Here is an 18,906-nt window from a genome sequence, read left to right on the forward strand (position 1 = left end):
CATGCCAACAACAGATGAACAGCGCATGATGGCCTGTTGTGACCCGGGCTGCCAGCGGCCTGCAGGAGTTGTCAGTGGGGCAGAGGCTGTCAGCGATCCAGCTCGCGGGCAAGCTCGGCGGCGCGCACGCTGGAGGCCTTGGCGGCGCGCTCGACGATATCGCGCAGGCCATCCTCCTCGAAGCTGTTGATGGCGCGCTCCGTGGTGCCGTTCGGCGAGCACACGCGGCGGCGCAGCTCGGCAGGCTCATGCTCGCTGGAGAAGGCCATCTCGGCGGCACCGCGGGCGGTCTGGATCGCCAGGCGGCGCGCGGTCTCGGCGTTCAGTCCCAGCTCGATGCCTGCCGCTTCGAGTGACTCGATGAACAGGAAGAAGTAGGCCGGGCCGGAACCGGAAATGCCGGTGACGGCTTCCAGCAGGCCTTCTTCCTCGACCCACTCGACGATACCGACCGCGGTCAGCATCTCATCCATCAAGCCGCGTTGCTCCTCCGTCACCTGCGCGGTGGCATAGAGGCCGCTGGCACCGACACCGACCAGTGACGGTGTGTTGGGCATGCAGCGGATGATGGCGAGGTCGCCGCCCAGCCAGCGCTCGAGGCTGTCGCAGGTGATGCCGGCCGCGACCGAGACGATCAGCGGCTTGCGGTTCTGCACCGCAGGGGTCAGCGCCTGGCAGACGTCATGCATCATCTGCGGCTTGACGCCCAGCACCACCACATCGGCTTGCGAGACGGCGTAGGCGTTGTCCTGGGTCGTGCTCACGCCGTAGCGTTGCTCGAGGGCATCGAGTGTCTCGCGCGAGCGAGCCGTGGCGATGATGCGGTCCGCGGGATAGCCGGCATCGACCATGCCGCCGAAGATGGCACTGGCCATGTTGCCGGCGCCGATGAAGGCGATGGTGCGCGGTGTAGCGGTGCTCTGGTGCGTCATGCGGTGCTCCTGATCATTCAGTGGGAGGGCTGGAGGCAAGCTCGAGAGCCTTGCGTGAGCGTTGGGCTTGCATCAGCGAGCGCTGGATTCAGTGGACGTGGGAATAGTCACGTGCGCCGAAGATGGCAGTGCCGAGGCGTACCAGTGTCGCACCTTCGGCGACGGCGGCCTCAAGATCCGCGCTCATGCCCATCGAGAGCGTATCGAGCCGGGCCTGCGGGTAGCTGGCGGCGGGGAAGCGCGCCTGCAGTTGTTCCAGCAGCTCGCGCAGCTGGCGGAAGGGCGCACGGCGCTCGGTCTCACTGGCATCGGCGGCGCAGGGGGCAGGAATCGCCATCAGGCCGCGCAGGCGCAGTCCGGGCAGCGCGATCACCGTCTCGGCCAGCGCCAGCAGTTCCTGCGGTGCCACGCCAGCCTTGGAGGCTTCGCCGGAGATATTGACCTGCAGGCAGACATCGAGCGCGCCAAGCTCATCGGGGCGCTGCTCACTCAGGCGGCGTGCGATCTTCTCGCGTTCCACGGTATGCACCCAGGTGAAGTGCTCGGCAATGGCGCGCGTCTTGTTGGACTGGATGGGGCCGATGAAATGCCATTCGATATCGGTGAGGTCCGACAGCGCCTGCTGCTTGTCCAGCGCTTCCTGCAGGTAGTTCTCGCCGAAGGCCCGCTGGCCGGATTGCCAGGCTGCGCGCACCAGCGTGGCGGGTTTGGTCTTGCTGACGGCCAGCACCTGCGCCGAATCAGCGTTGCGTTTACTTGTCTGCAATGCCTTTTCCAGCCGCGCGCGGGCCTCTAGGATACACTGGGTAACACAAGCTTCGTCGTCGGGGACTGCGGTCATGCGGCTCGGCTCCAGAATTTGCGGAACAACCTGGCGATGGCTGGCACGGTATCAGGCGTGTCATCAATAGCATGAGCGTGACAGGCCTGGTGACATGGTGCCCATCGCACTATCTACTGAAGAGCCACTTCACACTTTCACCAGAGTACACAAGACTCGTTGGTACAAGAGCTTCGGTCTTCGCGAGGGAACTGCATGGATATTACCGAACTGCTGGCTTTTTCGGCAAAACAGAACGCGTCGGATCTTCACCTGTCCGCTGGTTTGCCACCGATGATTCGTGTCGACGGTGATGTGCGGCGCATCAATGTGCCGTCAATGGATGACAAGCAGGTGCGCGCACTGATCTACGAGATCATGAACGACAAGCAGCGCCGTGACTTCGAGGAATTCCTCGAGACCGATTTCTCCTTCGAGGTGCCGGGCGTCTCGCGCTTTCGTGTCAACGCCTTCCATCAGGGGCGTGGCGCGGGGGCCGTCTTCCGTACCATCCCCTCGGAAGTGCTGACGATGGAGGATCTGGGGCTCGGTGAAGCCTTCCGCAAGATGTGCATGCTGCCGCGCGGCCTGATTCTTGTCACCGGGCCGACCGGCTCCGGTAAATCCACCACGCTGGCGGCGATGGTCGATTACATCAACGAGAACAAGTACGACCACATCCTCACCATCGAGGACCCGGTGGAATTCGTGCACCAGTCCAAGCGGTGTCTGGTCAACCAGCGTGAAGTGCACCGTGATACCCACGGCTTCGCGCCGGCGCTGCGCTCGGCGCTGCGTGAAGACCCGGATGTCATTCTGGTCGGCGAGCTGCGAGATCTCGAGACCATCCGCCTGGCGCTGACCGCGGCCGAGACGGGCCACCTGGTGTTCGGCACCCTGCACACCACCTCCGCGACCAAGACCGTCGACCGTATCATCGACGTCTTCCCCGGCGAGGAGAAGTCGATGGTGCGCTCGATGCTGTCCGAGTCCCTGCAGGGCGTCATCGCCCAGACACTGCTCAAGAAGATCGGCGGTGGCCGGGTGGCGGCTCACGAGATCATGATCGCGACGCCTGCCATCCGTAACCTGATCCGCGAGGACAAGGTGGCGCAGATGTATTCCTCCATCCAGACCGGTGGCGCCCTGGGCATGCAGACACTGGATGCAGCGCTGACGCGTCTGTTGGCGGAAGGGCTGGTGACCAATGAAGATGCTCAGGCGAAAGCCAAGGGCTTGTTGAGCTGAATTCGTCAGGAGTACCGACAATCACGTTGCAGGTAGGTGGGGCAGGGGCCGGAACACGTCAACTTTTCAGGTTCATGGGACGGCATTTCAGCGCGAGGCCTTGGGCGCGACTCTCAAGGCGCATATCGGGATACAACTCATGACTCCTCATGAATGGCTGCATGAACTTCTGCAGTTGATGGTCAGCAAGGGCAGCTCGGACCTGTTCATCTCCACCGGCACGCCGCCGCAGATGAAGGTCAATGGCCGCATGGTGGCGCTGGGTGACAAGAAGCTGAGTGTCGATCAGGTCAGAGAGCTGGTGCTCGCGCCGATGAGTGACATGCAGCGCGAGCGCTTCGAGGAAGAGCGCGAGGCCAACTTCGCGCATAGCTTGCCGGGGGTCGGGCGCTTCAGGATCAGCGCCTTCTACCAGCGTAGCCAGATGGGCATGGTGATTCGCCGCATCCAGCTGTCGATTCCCAGCCTGGAAGAGTTGCGGCTGCCGGAGATCATCAAGGGGCTTTCCGAGACCAAGCGTGGTCTGGTGATCTTCGTCGGCGGCACCGGCGCCGGCAAGTCGACCTCGCTGGCGGCGATGATCCAGCACCGCAACCAGACATCGAGCGGGCATATCATCTGCATCGAAGACCCGATCGAGTATATCCACCCTCACCAGCGCTCCATCGTGACGCAGCGTGAAGTGGGGATCGATACCGAGTCCTTCGAGGTGGCGCTGCGCAATACGCTGCGTCAGGCGCCGGACGTGATAATGATCGGCGAGATCCGCTCGCGTGAGACCATGGAGCACGCGCTGACCTTCGCCGAGACCGGTCACCTGTGTCTTGCGACGTTGCATGCCAACAATGCCAACCAGGCGCTGGACCGCATCATCCACTTCTTCCCGGAGGAGCGTCATGAACAGGTGTGGATGGATCTGTCGCTGAACCTCAAGGGCATCGTGGCCCAGCAGCTGTTGCCTCACAAGAGTGGCAACACCACCCAGCGCGTGCCGGCCATTGAGGTGATGCTGCGTTCGCCGCTGATCGTCGACCTGATCCGCAAGGGCGCGGTGGTCGAGATCAAGGACGTCATGAAGCGCTCGCAGCAGCAGGGCATGATGACTTTCGATCAATCGCTGTACGCCTTGCATCAGCAGGGCTTGATCACCGAGGAAGTGGCATTGGCGCATGCCGATTCCGCCAATGACCTGCGCCTGATGATCAAGTTCGGTGATTCCGACAGCGCCCAGGAAGCCCAGCTGGATGTCCTGAATGCCGCCAGTCGCTTCTCGCTGCAAGGGGATGACGACTGAGGCGTGTCGGTGATGCCAGCTGTCGGTGACGCTAGCATAGTGATCGGCCAATCAAGAGCCGCCCTTCTTCTGAGGAAAAGGGCGGCTTTTTCGTATTCGATGAGGATCAGCGAGCGTAGAGGCCGCCCAGCACTCTCGGGCCGCTCGCGCCGGTCACGCTGGGCAGGTTGCCGGGGCGCTCCAGTACTCTGCGCGCCGCGAGCCAGGCAAAGGCGCTGGCTTCGAGCAGGTCTGCGTTCCAGCCCATGTCAGCGCAGGACACGAGGGGCGTCGCTTGCTCGCCTTGCGCCAGGCGCTGCTCCAGCTGCGTGAGCAGGGCGCCATTGCGTGCCCCGCCACCACAGGGAGTCAGCGCGGCCAGTGACACGCCGGTCTGCTCCAGTGCCTGCACGATGCTCTCGACAGTCAGGCTCAGGAGCGTGGCCTGCACGTCGGCCGGTGCCTCGTCGCCGGTCAGGTGCTGTGCCAACCAGTCGAGATGGAAGTCTTCGCGGCCAGTGCTCTTGGGAAGGGGGCGGCGGAAGTAATCGGCCGACAGCAATCTCTCGAGCAAGTCAGGAATCACCTTGCCGCTGGCGGCCCATTGGCCGTCCTGATCCACCGCGGTGCCACGATGACGCGCATGCCAGGCATCCAGCAGGCAGTTGGCGGGGCCGGTGTCGAAGCCGATGACGTCAGCCGTGGAATTCTGAGGGGGAAGTAGCGTCAGATTGGCGATGCCGCCCAGATTGAGCAGCCCATGCCATTGGTCTGGCTGACTGAAAAGAGCAGCGTGGAAGGCAGGCGCCAGCGGGGCCGCCTGACCGCCAGCGGCCAGATCACGGCGCCGGAAGTCAGCGACGACGGGAATGCCGCACAGCTCGGCCAGCAGGCTGGGGTTGTCGAGCTGCAGGGTGTAGGGCGTGTGGCATGGCCGGTCGCTGAAACCGTAGGGGCGATGCTCGATGGTCTGGCCATGGCTGCCAATCGCCGTGACATCGTCTGCACTCAGCTGCTGGCGGGTCAGCAAGCGCGTCACTGCGCTGGCGGCCAGTTCGGCCAACGCCTTCTCGGCGGCGGCGAGGTCGGCGAAGCATGCCTCATCACAATGCATCAGCTGCCAGAGACGAGTCCGCAGTGTCTCGGGCAGCGGCAGATCGAGCCCATCAATGAAGCGAATCCGTTCGTGGTCTGGCGAGGAGGGGGTGATATCGAGCAAGGCGATATCGAGTCCGTCCAGGCTGGTGCCGGTCATCAAGCCAAGGTAGAGCGCCATTGGGGGTCTCCCGATCATTGGGGGCGTGCAACAGGGGGGGGAAGCTTGTGAGCACGCCGCTCTGCGGCAGGGGGTGCATGCCATGCTCGTCATGCTAACATTCTCGGCCAACATGCCCCGTTACGAGGGGAGCAGCAACGGTCAGAGAGGGCAGGATGAGCGACAAGTCAGTAGTGGAAGCGCTGGAGATCATCAAGCGCGGTACCGATGAGGTGCTGGTCGAGGAAGAGCTGATCAAGAAGCTCGAGTCCGGGCGCAAGCTCAAGGTCAAGGCAGGCTTTGATCCGACGGCGCCGGACCTGCACCTCGGTCATACGGTGCTGATCAACAAGCTGCGCCAGCTGCAGGACCTCGGTCACGAGATCATCTTCCTGATCGGTGATTTCACCGGCCGCATCGGCGACCCCACCGGCAAGAGCGTGACGCGCAAGCCGCTGACCGAAGAGGATGTGAAGGCCAACGCCCTGACGTATCAGGAGCAGGTCTTCAAGATCCTCGACAAGGAGAAGACGCGCATCGCCTTCAACTCCGAATGGATCAACAAGCTCACCGCGGGTGACATGATCGAGCTGGCGGCCTCCAGTACGGTCGCGCGCATGCTCGAGCGTGACGATTTCGACAAGCGCTATACCGGCAATCAGCCGATCTCCATCCACGAGTTCCTCTACCCGCTGATCCAGGGGTATGACTCCGTGGCACTGGAAGCGGACATCGAGCTTGGCGGTACCGATCAGAAGTTCAATCTGCTGATGGGGCGTGAGCTGCAGCGCCAGCGCGGCCAGGAGCCGCAGGTCGTGATCACCATGCCGATCCTTGAGGGCCTGGATGGCGTGCAGAAGATGTCCAAGTCGCTGGGCAACTACATCGGCATCAACGACCGCCCGGGCGAGATGTTCAACAAGATCGTCTCCATGCCGGATTCGCTGATGTGGCGTTACTTCGAGCTGCTGTCGCTGCGTCCTCTCGATGAAGTGAAGGCGCTGATGGCCAGCATCGACGACGGTGCCAACCCGCGTGATATCAAGATGGAGCTGGCGCGCGAGCTGGTGGCACGCTTCCACGATGAAGAAGCGGCGGCGACGGCGCACCTCTCCAGCGGCAATCAGCTGGCCGACGGCGAGTTGCCGGCGGACATGCCGGATGTCACCGTCAGCCTGGAAGGCGCCGAGGTGGCGCCGATCGCGGCGGTCATCAATCGTGCGGGCCTGGCCAACAACAGTGCCCAGGCCAAGGACATGCTCAAGAATGGTCGCGTGAAAGTGGATGGCGAAGTGGTCGAGCCTTCCTATATGGCACCTTTCGATACTGCCATCGTCATCCAGGCCGGCAAGAAGCGTTACGCACGAGTGACCGTGACGCGCTGAGGTACTGAGGGATACTGAAAGGTATTGAGAAGACGCTGGCGTATGTCGCCTCCCGTTCGGCCCCACCATGTCTGGTGGGGCCGAACGGGTTTTGAGCGCCTGACATCACCGCGGCGAGATTCTCTCAAGAAAGCCCTTGCCCTTACGCCAGTTCGTGCGTAAAGTACGCATCCGCTGCCGGGGACGCATGGCGTCACCAGCGGTGAAAGAGGTTTGCAGGTAATTGTTTTGCTTGAGGTTTTTGAAGTCCGCTTCGGGAATCATCGCTTGACAATCTGGCGCGATTCGCTAGGATACGCCGCACTCCTTACGGAACAGGTGATCGAGCAACGCTCCTCACCGCTTGATGATGCTTAGAGGCAGTCGGCTGACTCATTATCAAGTGCTTGACTTCTCAAGCGTTCCGGGTAGAATATGCCTCCTCGCTTAACAGCGACGCTCTTTAAAAATTTGATCAGGTAATTCGTGTGAGCGCTTGCCGATGAGTGGTGACAAGGTCACCAAATATCGGAGCAAGCCTCTCACGAGAAGTTTGACTCTGAACCAAGTTTGGTCTGCTTAACAGACTATCAAGCTTTCAACTGAAGAGTTTGATCATGGCTCAGATTGAACGCTGGCGGCAGGCTTAACACATGCAAGTCGAGCGGAAACGATCCTAGCTTGCTAGGAGGCGTCGAGCGGCGGACGGGTGAGTAATGCATGGGAATCTGCCCGATAGTGGGGGACAACCTGGGGAAACTCAGGCTAATACCGCATACGTCCTACGGGAGAAAGCAGGGGATCTTCGGACCTTGCGCTATCGGATGAGCCCATGTCGGATTAGCTTGTTGGTGAGGTAATGGCTCACCAAGGCGACGATCCGTAGCTGGTCTGAGAGGATGATCAGCCACACTGGGACTGAGACACGGCCCAGACTCCTACGGGAGGCAGCAGTGGGGAATATTGGACAATGGGCGAAAGCCTGATCCAGCCATGCCGCGTGTGTGAAGAAGGCCTTCGGGTTGTAAAGCACTTTCAGCGAGGAAGAACGCCTTGGGATTAATACTCCCGAGGAAAGACATCACTCGCAGAAGAAGCACCGGCTAACTCCGTGCCAGCAGCCGCGGTAATACGGAGGGTGCAAGCGTTAATCGGAATTACTGGGCGTAAAGCGCGCGTAGGTGGCTAAGTCAGCCAGGTGTGAAAGCCCCGGGCTCAACCTGGGAACGGCATCTGGAACTGCTTGGCTAGAGTGCAGGAGAGGAAGGTAGAATTCCCGGTGTAGCGGTGAAATGCGTAGAGATCGGGAGGAATACCAGTGGCGAAGGCGGCCTTCTGGACTGACACTGACACTGAGGTGCGAAAGCGTGGGTAGCAAACAGGATTAGATACCCTGGTAGTCCACGCCGTAAACGATGTCAACTAGCCGTTGGGTCCCTTGAGGACTTAGTGGCGCAGCTAACGCAATAAGTTGACCGCCTGGGGAGTACGGCCGCAAGGTTAAAACTCAAATGAATTGACGGGGGCCCGCACAAGCGGTGGAGCATGTGGTTTAATTCGATGCAACGCGAAGAACCTTACCTACCCTTGACATCCAGAGGACTTTCCAGAGATGGATTGGTGCCTTCGGGAACTCTGAGACAGGTGCTGCATGGCTGTCGTCAGCTCGTGTTGTGAAATGTTGGGTTAAGTCCCGTAACGAGCGCAACCCCTATCCTTATTTGCCAGCGAGTAATGTCGGGAACTCTAAGGAGACTGCCGGTGACAAACCGGAGGAAGGTGGGGACGACGTCAAGTCATCATGGCCCTTACGGGTAGGGCTACACACGTGCTACAATGGCAAGTACAAAGGGTTGCAATACTGCGAAGTGGAGCCAATCCCATAAAGCTTGCCTCAGTCCGGATTGGAGTCTGCAACTCGACTCCATGAAGTCGGAATCGCTAGTAATCGTGGATCAGAATGCCACGGTGAATACGTTCCCGGGCCTTGTACACACCGCCCGTCACACCATGGGAGTGGACTGCACCAGAAGTGGTTAGCCTAACCTTCGGGAGGGCGATCACCACGGTGTGGTTCATGACTGGGGTGAAGTCGTAACAAGGTAGCCCTAGGGGAACCTGGGGCTGGATCACCTCCTTATCGACACTGTCTACTGCTCGCGGCAAGTGCTCACAACGAATTACCTGATCTTATTGCTGGCTTAGCCGGCAGTGGCAAGCGTGCTCATCACAGAGCGCGCTTCTCACTGTTCTCTGAACAGCCGCTCTTTAACAATGTGAATCATGCTGACGATAGATGTGTGCGCCAAGCGCATGTCTATCAAAACGATATGTCGGAGAGGTCCGACAGATTCGTAATCCTTGACAGACCCCTTGGGGTTATATGGTCAAGCGATTAAGCGCATACGGTGGATGCCTTGGCAGCCAGAGGCGATGAAGGACGTGATAGCCTGCGATAAGCGTTGGCGAGGTGGCAAATACCCTGCGACCCAACGATTTCCGAATGGGGAAACCCACTCACCATCAGGTGAGTATCTATAGGCCAATACATAACCTATAGAGGCAAACCCGGGGAACTGAAACATCTAAGTACCCGGAGGAAAAGAAATCAACCGAGATTCCCCAAGTAGCGGCGAGCGAACGGGGACCAGCCCTTAAGCGTGACAACTGACAGACGAACAAGCTGGGAAGCTTGACGATACAGGGTGATAGTCCCGTAGTCGAAGTCTGAGTCACGTGAAATCGAGTAGGTCGGGGCACGAGAAACCTTGACTGAACATGGGGGGACCATCCTCCAAGGCTAAATACTCCTGGCTGACCGATAGTGAACCAGTACCGTGAGGGAAAGGCGAAAAGAACCCCGGCGAGGGGAGTGAAATAGATCCTGAAACCGTATGCGTACAAGCAGTGGGAGCACCTTCGTGGTGTGACCGCGTACCTTTTGTATAATGGGTCAGCGACTTATATTCTGTGGCGAGCTTAACCGTATAGGGGAGGCGTAGGGAAACCGAGTCTTAACTGGGCGACCAGTCGCAGGGTATAGACCCGAAACCGGGCGATCTATCCATGGCCAGGGTGAAGATTGAGTAACATCAATTGGAGGCCCGAACCCAAGTATGTTGAAAAATGCTGGGATGAGCTGTGGATCGGAGTGAAAGGCTAATCAAGCCCGGAGATAGCTGGTTCTCCTCGAAAGCTATTTAGGTAGCGCCTCACGTATCACCGCTGGGGGTAGAGCACTGTTTCGGCTAGGGGGTCATCCCGACTTACCAACCCGAGGCAAACTCCGAATACCAGTGAGTGCAGCGTGGGAGACACACAGCGGGTGCTAACGTCCGTTGTGAAAAGGGAAACAACCCAGACCGTCAGCTAAGGTCCCAAAATCCTGATTAAGTGGGAAACGATGTGGGAAGGCTCAGACAGCTAGGAGGTTGGCTTAGAAGCAGCCATCCTTTAAAGAAAGCGTAATAGCTCACTAGTCGAGTCGGCCTGCGCGGAAGATATAACGGGGCTAAATCAGGTACCGAAGCTACGGGTTCATCCTCTGGATGAGCGGTAGAGGAGCGTCGTGTAAGCCAATGAAGGTGGATTGAGAAGTCTGCTGGAGGTATCACGAGTGCGAATGCTGACATGAGTAACGATAAGGGGAGTGAAAAACTCCCCCGCCGGAAGACCAAGGTTTTCTGTTCTACGTTAATCGGAGCAGAGTGAGTCGGCCCCTAAGGCGAGGCGGAAACGCGTAGTCGATGGGAAACGGGTTAATATTCCCGTACCGGATGTGGTTGCGATGGGGGGACGAAGAAGGCTAGGTGAGCCAGGCGTTGGTTGTCCTGGTGAAAGCATGTAGGCCGAGGAATCAGGCAAATCCGGTTCCTCTGAGGTCGAGATGCGAGACGAACTGACCACGGTCAGGAAGTCATCGATGCCACGCTTCCAGGAAAAGCCTCTAAGCTTCAGATCACATGCGACCGTACCCCAAACCGACACAGGTGGTCAGGTAGAGAATACCAAGGCGCTTGAGAGAACTCGGGTGAAGGAACTAGGCAAAATGGCACCGTAACTTCGGGAGAAGGTGCACCGGTTCGAGTGAAGGACTTGCTTCGTAAGCTCTTACCGGTCGAAGATACCAGGTGGCTGCAACTGTTTATTAAAAACACAGCACTCTGCAAACGCGCAAGCGGACGTATAGGGTGTGACGCCTGCCCGGTGCCGGAAGGTTAATTGATGGGGTTAGCTCACGCGAAGCTCTTGATCGAAGCCCCGGTAAACGGCGGCCGTAACTATAACGGTCCTAAGGTAGCGAAATTCCTTGTCGGGTAAGTTCCGACCTGCACGAATGGCGTAATGATGGCCACGCTGTCTCCACCCGAGACTCAGTGAAATTGAAATCGCAGTGAAGATGCTGTGTACCCGCGGCTAGACGGAAAGACCCCGTGAACCTTTACTATAGCTTTACACTGGATGCTGATGTTGTCTGTGTAGGATAGCTGGGAGGCTTTGAAACCACGTCGCCAGATGCGGTGGAGCCAACCTTGAAATACCAGCCTGACATCATTGGCGTTCTAACTCAGGTCCGTTATCCGGATCGAGGACAGTGTATGGTGGGTAGTTTGACTGGGGCGGTCTCCTCCTAAAGAGTAACGGAGGAGCACGAAGGTACCCTCAGCACGGTTGGAAATCGTGCATTGAGTGCAAGAGCATAAGGGTGCTTGACTGCGAGACAGACACGTCGAGCAGGTACGAAAGTAGGTTCTAGTGATCCGGTGGTTCTGTATGGAAGGGCCATCGCTCAACGGATAAAAGGTACTCCGGGGATAACAGGCTGATACCGCCCAAGAGTTCACATCGACGGCGGTGTTTGGCACCTCGATGTCGGCTCATCACATCCTGGGGCTGAAGTCGGTCCCAAGGGTATGGCTGTTCGCCATTTAAAGTGGTACGCGAGCTGGGTTTAGAACGTCGTGAGACAGTTCGGTCCCTATCTGCCGTGGGCGTCGGAAGTTTGAGAAGAGCTGCTCCTAGTACGAGAGGACCGGAGTGGACGAACCTCTGGTGTTCGGGTTGTCATGCCAATGGCATTGCCCGGTAGCTACGTTCGGACGGGATAACCGCTGAAAGCATCTAAGCGGGAAGCCCCCTTCAAGATGAGACTTCCCTGAGGCCTTGCGCCTCCTGAAGGGCCCTTGAAGACTACAAGGTTGATAGGCTGGGTGTGGAAGCACAGCAATGTGTTGAGCTAACCAGTACTAATTGCCCGTGAGGCTTGACCATATAACACCCAAGGGGTTTGCTTCGGCAAACGCCGGGATTACGACAGGATCGAGACATATCGGTCAGCATGATTCATATTGCGAGTCGCGAGGCCACAAGCCTCGGGACTCAGGCATCGCAAGATGCCACCGTTTCGCCTGACGACCATAGCGAGCGTGAACCACCCGATCCCATGCCGAACTCGGAAGTGAAACCGCTTAGCGCCGATGGTAGTGTGGAGTTTCTCCATGTGAGAGTAGGTCATCGTCAGGCACTTATCCCGAACCGCCCCTGTAGCCATGCTGCAGGGGCGGTTCTCTTTGTGCTCAAGAAAAGTGGTGCAGAGAGTCCTGCATGCGAATCAGCTGTGGGCGAAAGAAAAGAGCTTTGCCCAAGCAACGTGCACATGACACAAGAAGGCCCCTGTCGATATCTCGACAGGGGCCTTTGTCTTCGGGGCCTTTTATCTTCAGGGCCAGTGAAGTTTCAGTGCGCCATCACATCAGGGCGAGACTTCGTAGAGTTCGATGGGCGTACCGTCAGGGTCTGCCAGGAAGGTGAAGCGGGCGCCGGTGTATTCATCGACACGTATCGGCTCTGGCGTGGCGCCACGCGCGATCAGCAGCTCGACACAGGTATCGATGTCTTCCGTCGCCAGCGCCAGGTGACGAAGCCCACAGGCTTCCGGATAGCTGGGGCGCTCAGGCGGCGAGGGGAAGGAGAACAGCTCCAGCTGGATACCGCCCGGCAGGAGCAGGTCGAGCTTGTAGCTGTCGCGGGCCTCACGATAGGCCTCGTTGATCACCTGCGCATCCATGACCTCGAGATAGAAGCGCCTGGCGCGAGGGTAATCAGCGGTGATCAGCGCCACGTGATGCACCCGCGTCAGAGGCAGGCGGGGTGTCGGGGTAGCGTCTGAAGCCATGGAGAGACTGTCCGTTGTCATGTTGTGCTCCTGCAGAGTGTTCGGTGCGATGAACGGTACGACGGGCTGTGTGATGAGCTGTGTGGATGGGCCGTGCGGCGAGCACCTGAGTGACATCCTGATCAAAGAAGGCGCCCACTGGGCGCCTTCTTTGATTGGAGCAATCACTGGCCAGACCGTGCGCTATCTCAGCGACACAGGGTTTCCAGGGCTTCGATCAGGCTGTCCATTTCGGCATCGGTACCGATGCTGATGCGCAGATAGTCACGCAGTGCGTCGGTGTTGAAGTGGCGCACCAGGATGCCCTGTTCGCGCAGGCCGATGAACAGCTTGCCGGCATCGTGGGTCGGGTGAGTCGCCAGCACGAAGTTGGTCTGCGAGGGCAGGATCTCGAAGCCCAGCGCGGCCATGCGATCGCGCGTCTGCTCGCGCGTGGTGATGACGCGTGTGCGGCACTCATCGAAATAGTCGGGATCACTGAGCGCGGCGACGCCGACCTGTTCGGCCAGGCGATCGATGGGGTAGGAGTTGAAGGAGTCCTTGACGCGCTCCAGACCCTCGATCAGCTCACGCGAGGCCACGGCATAGCCAAGACGAATGCCCGCCAGGCTGCGCGACTTCGAGAAAGTGCCCGTCACGACCAGATTCGGATACTGATGAATCAGCGGGATGGCGCTTTCGCCACCGAAGTCCACGTAGGCCTCGTCGACCAGTACCACGCTCCGCGGATTGCGCTCCAGCAGCGCGGCAATCGCCTTGCGGCCATGGCCATGCCCTGTCGGGGCGTTGGGGTTGGCGAAGATGATGCCGCCATTGTCGTTGCCGAAGGCTTCCAGGTCGACTTCCCAGTTGTCGGTCAGCGCGATGCTGCGCGACTCGATGCCATACATGCGGCAGTAGACCGGGTAGAAGCTGTAGCTGATGGTGGGCAGCAGCAGCGGCTTGTCCTGACGGAAGAATGCCTGGAAGGCCAGCGCCAGCACCTCATCGGAGCCATTGCCGACGAAGACTTCCTCGGCGGCCACATGGAAGGTATCGGCCAGGGCGGCGCGCAGCGAGCTGGAGCTCGGGTCCGGGTAGCGGCGCAGATCAGAGGCATTGAACTCGCGCAGCGTCTGCTCCACGGCGGGCGCCGGCGGGTAGGGGTTCTCGTTGGTGTTCAGCTTGATCAGCTGCTCACGCGGTTGTTCGCCGGGGACGTAGGGGGTCAGGTCGTGGACCTGGGGGCTCCAGTACTTGCTCATGATTTCTCGCCGCTGGTGACAGTGCATGACCCGTGTCATGGATGCTTTTCATGTTGCCCGCTGGATCGTCGCGGTACAAGCACCGGCATGCGCTCTGAGTGAGTCATGAGGGGCATTGGAGCGGTGATTGGAGGCTGTTGCGAAGGTCTGTTGCGAAGGTCTATCGAGGGGGGTGTTGAAAGAAGCCCAGGAGTGGCCGCACGGCGGGCCTCGCCCATTGTTGCCATGCCAGCATTATTCTCGTGCGATGTGCGTGCTTGAAGCAGCGCGTGGTGTGCCGCATGTCATAGGCATGCTTGCCCAGCTCGTGCGACCTTGCACGGTGAGGACGCTGGGTGAAGTCCTGCAATTCAAGGAGTCCCGATGACTGCCAACACCAATGCCCCGTACGCTGACACCCTGCTCGATCCGGTCAAGCTCGGTGATCTGACCCTGCCCAACCGCATCCTGATGGCACCGCTGACACGTGCTCGTACCCCCGACAGCGTGCCCGGTGAGCTTCAGCAGGCCTATTACGGTCAGCGTGCCGGTGCCGGCCTGATCATCAGCGAGGCGACCAACATCTCGCCCACCGCACGTGGCTATGTCTACACGCCGGGCATCTGGACCGATGAGCAGGAAGCGGGCTGGAAGGGCGTCGTCCAGGCGGTGCACGCCAAGGGCGGACGCATGGCGCTGCAGCTGTGGCACGTCGGGCGTGTCTCGCATGAGATGGTGCAGCCGGACGGCCAGCAGCCGGTCGCGCCGAGCGCCCTGCGTGGTGAAGGCGCCCAGTGCTTTGTCGAGTTCGAGGACGGCACCAGCGGACGTCACCCCACCGGTACGCCGCGCGCCCTGGAGACGGACGAGATCCCCCAGCTGATCGAGGACTATCGTCAGGCCGCCGTGCGTGCCAAGCGTGCCGGCTTCGACATGATCGAGGTGCACGCCGCCAACGCCTATCTGCTCAACCAGTTCATGGCCACCGGCACCAATCAGCGCACTGACCAGTACGGTGGCTCGGTCGAGAACCGTGCGCGTCTGACGCTGGAAGTCGTCGATGCCGTCGCCGAAGTCTTCGGCCCTGAGCGTACCGGCATCCGCCTGACGCCCTTCATCGAGATCTTCGGTCTGACCGATGACGAGCCGGAAGAAATGGCCTTCTACATGGCCGAGCAGCTCTCCAGACGTGGCATCGCCTATGTGCACGTCAACGAGCCGGACTGGGCCGGTGGCGATATCAAGTTCAGCGATGACTTCCGTCGTGCCCTGCGCGAGCGCGTCACGGGCGCGCTGATCTTCTGCGGCCATTACGACGGTGAGAGCGCGGCACGCATCATCGATGAGGGCATCGCGGATGCCGTCGCCATCGGGCGCCCGTATATCGCCAACCCGGACCTGGTCGAGCGCATTCGCCTCGGCGCTGAACTCAACGAACAGGACCCGGACACCTTCTACGGTGGTGGCGCCAAGGGTTACACCGACTATCCGTTTCTCGACAATGGCCATGATCGCCGCGGCTGAGGCCGACACGATTTAGCGAATGGTGTTCGATAAACGCCATCGGGGGTGGCCTCTCGGGGCGGATACCCGCTATTCTTGAGCATGGAAGCTTGTGAGCGGGCTGCCTGCCAAAGCGGGTAGACCGCTCGCCGTCGATAGCGCTGATGCTGCTATCGAGTCATCGCCTTAAGGAGGATTCAATGCAGATCAGGACTCTGATGGTGGGAGCCGCGCTGATGGTCGGTCTCGCCGGGTGCGCATCAACGGCCCAGACCAATGACGGTGCCGCTGACAACAGCGCCACCGAGACAGCCAGCGAGCAGGTTGCCGTCTACAAGGGCACCCTGCCGTGTCGTCGTTGCACGGGCATTGACCTCGATGTACGCCTCAAGGGTGCCGAAGAGGCAGCCCAGGATGAGCGTACCTTCAGTCTCGATGCCACCTATCGTGATCATCCGCAGCAGCCGGATCCAGAGCATTACGAAGGCCAGTGGGACGTGCTGTCCGGCACCGTGACGGACCCGAACGCGACCGTCTATGAGCTGACGCCGGACGGCGAAGGCCAGACCTACTACTTCCTGCGTCTGGATGCCCAGACCCTGGAGCTGGTCGACCCGCAGAAGCGTCGCTTCCAGAACGGTGAGACACTGCGCCTCAAGCGCCAGTAAGCGTGCCGTGCGCCACAAGGCGATCGTGAGCACAAGGAAGGCGGCGCAAGCCGCCTTCCTTGTGTCTGGCCGTTGGAAATCCACGGCTGACGACACTCCGCCGCGGCGCCGAGAATCATTTCTTCCCGACAGGATTGTCTGATGGCGAAAGCAAAGAGCGCCTTCGTATGTACCGAATGCGGTAGCGAATTCTCGAAGTGGCAGGGCCAGTGCAGCGGCTGCCGCGAGTGGAACACCCTGCAGGAAATCCGCGTCGGCGCCACGGTATTGCCCGGCGCCGCCCCCGCTGCGGGAGCCGTCGCCGGTGGTGCCGCGCGTAGCGCCAGCAATGGGCGGGGCGGCTACGCCGGCACGCTCAGCGACAACGTGACCGATCTTTCCAATGTCTCGCTGGCCGAAGTGCCGCGCTTCTCCTCGACCTTCGGCGAGTTCGACCGCGTGCTGGGTGGCGGGCTGGTGCCGGGTTCCGCCGTGTTGCTCGGTGGCCACCCGGGGGCCGGCAAGTCGACGCTGCTGCTGCAGACCGCCTGCAAGCTCGCCCAGCACAAGCGCTCACTCTATGTCACTGGCGAGGAATCGCTGTCGCAGGTGGCGATGCGCGCCCATCGTCTGCAGCTGCCGACCCAGGGGCTCAAGATGCTGGCCGAGACCAGCGTCGAGACGATTCTGGCCACCGCCGAGCGCGAGAAGCCCGAGGTGCTGATCATCGACTCCATCCAGACCATGCATCTGGAGGATCTGTCATCCGCGCCGGGGGGTGTCTCGCAGGTGCGTGAGTCTGCCGCCGCGCTGACCCGCTTCGCCAAGCGAACCAATACCGTGCTGCTGCTGGTCGGCCACGTGACCAAGGACGGCTCACTGGCCGGACCCAAGGTGCTGGAGCACATGATCGACGCCTCCCTGCTGCTGGAGGGCGATGGTGATTCGCGCTTCCGCACGCTGCGTGGCCAGAAGAACCGCTTCGGCGCGGTCAACGAGCTGGGCGTGTTCGCCATGGTCGAGCTGGGCTTGAAGGAGGTGAAGAACCCCAGCGCGATCTTCCTGTCGCGCAGCGAGGAGCAATCCTCCGGCAGTCTGGTGATGGTGGTGTGGGAGGGCACGCGACCGATCCTGATCGAAGTGCAGGCCTTGCTGGATGACTCGCCGCTGGGCAATCCACGCCGTGTCGCCGTCGGTCTGGACGGCAATCGCCTGTCGATGCTGCTGGCAGTGCTCAACAAGCATGGCGGCCTGTTCACAGGCGATCAAGATGTCTTCCTGAATGTGGTCGGCGGGGTCAAGGTGCTCGAGACCAGCGCCGACCTCGCGGTGCTGTGTGCGGTGGTCTCCAGCCTGCAGAACCGTCCGCTGCCGCGCGAGCTGGTGGTGTTCGGCGAGGTGGGGCTGTCCGGCGAGATCCGTCCGGTGCCGAGTGGCCAGGAGCGCATCGTCGAGGCCGCCAAGCATGGCTTTACGCGCGCTATCGTGCCCAAGGGCAATGCCCCCAAGAATCCGCCCAAGGGCATGACCATCGTGGCGGTCGACAAGCTGTCCCAGGCGCTGGAAGCCCTGTGACATCTGCGCCTACCGCGTGAGCCTGCCGCACGGGGACATCGTGGTGTGATGTAGCATACAACGAACAAGGCCAGCCTCGCGGCTGGCCTTGTTCGTATGGAGTTTTCTCCGAGCACGAAGCTCAGTCCTGCTTGTCAGTCCTGCTTGTCAGTCCTGCTTGTCAGCCTGACGGGCAGCGTGAGCACAGGCCTTGAGGCGTGAGACCAGGAGCTCGACACCGCGCTCGCGCATCAGTTCTTCATTGCGCCCCGGCACCTCTTCGACATCGCCTGCGTAGGCATTGATGGCGGCTTCGACCGAGCTTTCGCGCAGCAGGTGCAGCATCGGGTAGGGCGAGCGGTTGGTGTAGTTGGCCGCGTCGTCTTCCTCGGTATCCTCGAACACGTATTCCGGGTGGAAGCTGGCCAGCTGATAGATGCCTTCGTAGTCCTGCATCTCGAGCAGCGCCTCGGCGTAGTCGAGCAGCTCGAGGTAGGTATCGAAGTCGCGGAAGCCGTCCTTGAAGATCACCAGCGTCGTCTCGGCGTCGCGATTGGCGTCCAGGTTCAGCAGCTCGTCGCCGAGTGCCTGCAGGCTGCGCTCGAGCCCTGCTCCGGGCACCACGGCATACTGGATGCTGTTGCGTGCCATCTCGCGCGCGGCAAACGGGCACAGATTGTCGGCGATGATGTGCGTCTCGACCCACTGGCGCGTGGCGTCGATGGCCTCGGCTTCGCTGGCATCCAGCGGCGGGGTATAGCCACCCGCCGTCTCGGGAGTCGTGGTATCGGTCGGCGTAGCGTCGGTGGTCATGGCGTCAGGGTCCGCAGCGGTGTCAGGAACGGGTATTGTCACTGCTCGGGCGCGGCATGGCCAGCGCCGTGTCTTCTCGTCTCTCTTCGTGTCTCGTTA

12 protein-coding genes and 3 rRNA genes are annotated in these 18,906 nt (G+C 60.6%); 9 read left to right on the top strand and 6 right to left on the bottom strand.

The features are described from left to right. Positions 1-89 precede the first annotated feature (89 nt). Both proC and LCW13_RS00975 read right to left on the bottom strand, forming a co-directional pair. A complete protein-coding gene (proC, locus tag LCW13_RS00970) occupies positions 90-932 on the bottom strand; it encodes a pyrroline-5-carboxylate reductase (RefSeq protein ID WP_043333440.1) in 843 nt (280 codons plus the stop codon). Between the two features lie 88 nt (positions 933-1,020). After that, positions 1,021-1,773 carry a YggS family pyridoxal phosphate-dependent enzyme gene (locus LCW13_RS00975; RefSeq protein WP_043333442.1) on the bottom strand — a complete coding sequence of 251 codons (753 nt, stop codon included), beginning with the start codon at positions 1,771-1,773 and terminating at the stop codon, positions 1,021-1,023. 195 nt (positions 1,774-1,968) lie between these two features. On the opposite strand from LCW13_RS00975, the gene LCW13_RS00980 reads away from it, so the two are divergent. Both LCW13_RS00980 and LCW13_RS00985 read left to right on the top strand, forming a co-directional pair. Continuing rightward, positions 1,969-3,000, top strand: coding sequence for a type IV pilus twitching motility protein PilT (locus LCW13_RS00980; RefSeq protein ID WP_043333445.1), 1,032 nt, complete (start codon positions 1,969-1,971; stop codon positions 2,998-3,000). Positions 3,001-3,139: 139 nt separating this feature from the next. Next, positions 3,140-4,294 carry a PilT/PilU family type 4a pilus ATPase gene (locus LCW13_RS00985; RefSeq protein ID WP_043333447.1) on the top strand — a complete coding sequence of 385 codons (1,155 nt, stop codon included), beginning with the start codon at positions 3,140-3,142 and terminating at the stop codon, positions 4,292-4,294. Between the two features lie 106 nt (positions 4,295-4,400). Here LCW13_RS00985 and LCW13_RS00990 read toward each other — a convergent pair whose 3' ends face one another. Then, the gene (locus LCW13_RS00990) at positions 4,401-5,549 is read right to left on the bottom strand and encodes an anhydro-N-acetylmuramic acid kinase (RefSeq protein WP_043333449.1); all 1,149 of its coding nucleotides are present in this window, start codon (positions 5,547-5,549) and stop codon (positions 4,401-4,403) included. 155 nt (positions 5,550-5,704) lie between these two features. Between LCW13_RS00990 and tyrS the strand changes: the two genes are divergently transcribed. From tyrS to rrf, 4 genes are all read left to right on the top strand, one after another. Further along, positions 5,705-6,913 (top strand): tyrosine--tRNA ligase, encoded by a 1,209-nt coding sequence (gene tyrS / locus LCW13_RS00995; RefSeq protein ID WP_043333452.1) that lies wholly within the window; start codon positions 5,705-5,707, stop codon positions 6,911-6,913. Between the two features lie 578 nt (positions 6,914-7,491). Then, a 16S ribosomal RNA gene (locus tag LCW13_RS01000) occupies positions 7,492-9,032 on the top strand. Between the two features lie 245 nt (positions 9,033-9,277). Beyond that, positions 9,278-12,163, top strand: a 23S ribosomal RNA gene (locus tag LCW13_RS01005). A 136-nt stretch (positions 12,164-12,299) separates the two neighbouring features. Continuing rightward, positions 12,300-12,415 (top strand): 5S ribosomal RNA (rrf, locus tag LCW13_RS01010). Together the 16S, 23S and 5S rRNA genes form the textbook arrangement of a ribosomal RNA operon. A gap of 229 nt (positions 12,416-12,644) precedes the next feature. Here the strand turns inward: rrf and gloA2 are convergent. Beyond that, positions 12,645-13,088 (bottom strand): SMU1112c/YaeR family gloxylase I-like metalloprotein, encoded by a 444-nt coding sequence (gene gloA2, locus LCW13_RS01015; protein ID WP_225347480.1) that lies wholly within the window; start codon positions 13,086-13,088, stop codon positions 12,645-12,647. Positions 13,089-13,255: 167 nt separating this feature from the next. Further along, positions 13,256-14,311 (bottom strand): histidinol-phosphate transaminase, encoded by a 1,056-nt coding sequence (gene hisC / locus LCW13_RS01020; protein ID WP_043336763.1) that lies wholly within the window; start codon positions 14,309-14,311, stop codon positions 13,256-13,258. A gap of 363 nt (positions 14,312-14,674) precedes the next feature. On the opposite strand from hisC, the gene LCW13_RS01025 reads away from it, so the two are divergent. The 3 genes from LCW13_RS01025 to radA all read left to right on the top strand — a co-directional run bounded on the left by LCW13_RS01025 (position 14,675) and on the right by radA (position 18,015). Beyond that, positions 14,675-15,814, top strand: coding sequence for an alkene reductase (locus LCW13_RS01025; protein ID WP_043336747.1), 1,140 nt, complete (start codon positions 14,675-14,677; stop codon positions 15,812-15,814). Between the two features lie 179 nt (positions 15,815-15,993). Then, positions 15,994-16,461, top strand: coding sequence for a copper resistance protein NlpE N-terminal domain-containing protein (locus tag LCW13_RS01030; protein WP_043336742.1), 468 nt, complete (start codon positions 15,994-15,996; stop codon positions 16,459-16,461). Between the two features lie 141 nt (positions 16,462-16,602). Then, positions 16,603-18,015: a DNA repair protein RadA gene (gene radA, locus LCW13_RS01035; RefSeq protein WP_043336740.1), complete on the top strand. Its 1,413-nt coding sequence runs from the start codon at positions 16,603-16,605 to the stop codon at positions 18,013-18,015. A 147-nt stretch (positions 18,016-18,162) separates the two neighbouring features. Here radA and LCW13_RS01040 read toward each other — a convergent pair whose 3' ends face one another. Beyond that, positions 18,163-18,807 (bottom strand): DUF1415 domain-containing protein, encoded by a 645-nt coding sequence (locus LCW13_RS01040; RefSeq protein WP_084589637.1) that lies wholly within the window; start codon positions 18,805-18,807, stop codon positions 18,163-18,165. Between the last annotated feature and the right edge of the window lie 99 nt (positions 18,808-18,906).

The sequence above is a fragment of the Cobetia amphilecti genome (genome assembly GCF_020217465.1).
Taxonomy (GTDB): Bacteria; Pseudomonadota; Gammaproteobacteria; order Pseudomonadales; family Halomonadaceae; genus Cobetia; species Cobetia amphilecti.

Excerpts from the sequence above, each read along its gene's own strand:
- gloA2 (WP_225347480.1), bottom strand. The coding sequence starts at position 13,088 with ATGACAACGGACAGTCTCTCCATGGCTTCAGACGCTACCCCGACACCC.
- LCW13_RS01030 (WP_043336742.1), top strand. The coding sequence starts at position 15,994 with ATGCAGATCAGGACTCTGATGGTGGGAGCCGCGCTGATGGTCGGTCTC.
- LCW13_RS01040 (WP_084589637.1), bottom strand. The coding sequence starts at position 18,807 with ATGACCACCGACGCTACGCCGACCGATACCACGACTCCCGAGACGGCG.
- LCW13_RS00980 (WP_043333445.1), top strand. The coding sequence starts at position 1,969 with ATGGATATTACCGAACTGCTGGCTTTTTCGGCAAAACAGAACGCGTCG.
- LCW13_RS01025 (WP_043336747.1), top strand. The coding sequence starts at position 14,675 with ATGACTGCCAACACCAATGCCCCGTACGCTGACACCCTGCTCGATCCG.
- LCW13_RS00975 (WP_043333442.1), bottom strand. The coding sequence starts at position 1,773 with ATGACCGCAGTCCCCGACGACGAAGCTTGTGTTACCCAGTGTATCCTA.
- hisC (WP_043336763.1), bottom strand. The coding sequence starts at position 14,311 with ATGAGCAAGTACTGGAGCCCCCAGGTCCACGACCTGACCCCCTACGTC.
- LCW13_RS00985 (WP_043333447.1), top strand. The coding sequence starts at position 3,140 with ATGACTCCTCATGAATGGCTGCATGAACTTCTGCAGTTGATGGTCAGC.
- tyrS (WP_043333452.1), top strand. The coding sequence starts at position 5,705 with ATGAGCGACAAGTCAGTAGTGGAAGCGCTGGAGATCATCAAGCGCGGT.
- LCW13_RS00990 (WP_043333449.1), bottom strand. The coding sequence starts at position 5,549 with ATGGCGCTCTACCTTGGCTTGATGACCGGCACCAGCCTGGACGGACTC.
- radA (WP_043336740.1), top strand. The coding sequence starts at position 16,603 with ATGGCGAAAGCAAAGAGCGCCTTCGTATGTACCGAATGCGGTAGCGAA.
- proC (WP_043333440.1), bottom strand. The coding sequence starts at position 932 with ATGACGCACCAGAGCACCGCTACACCGCGCACCATCGCCTTCATCGGC.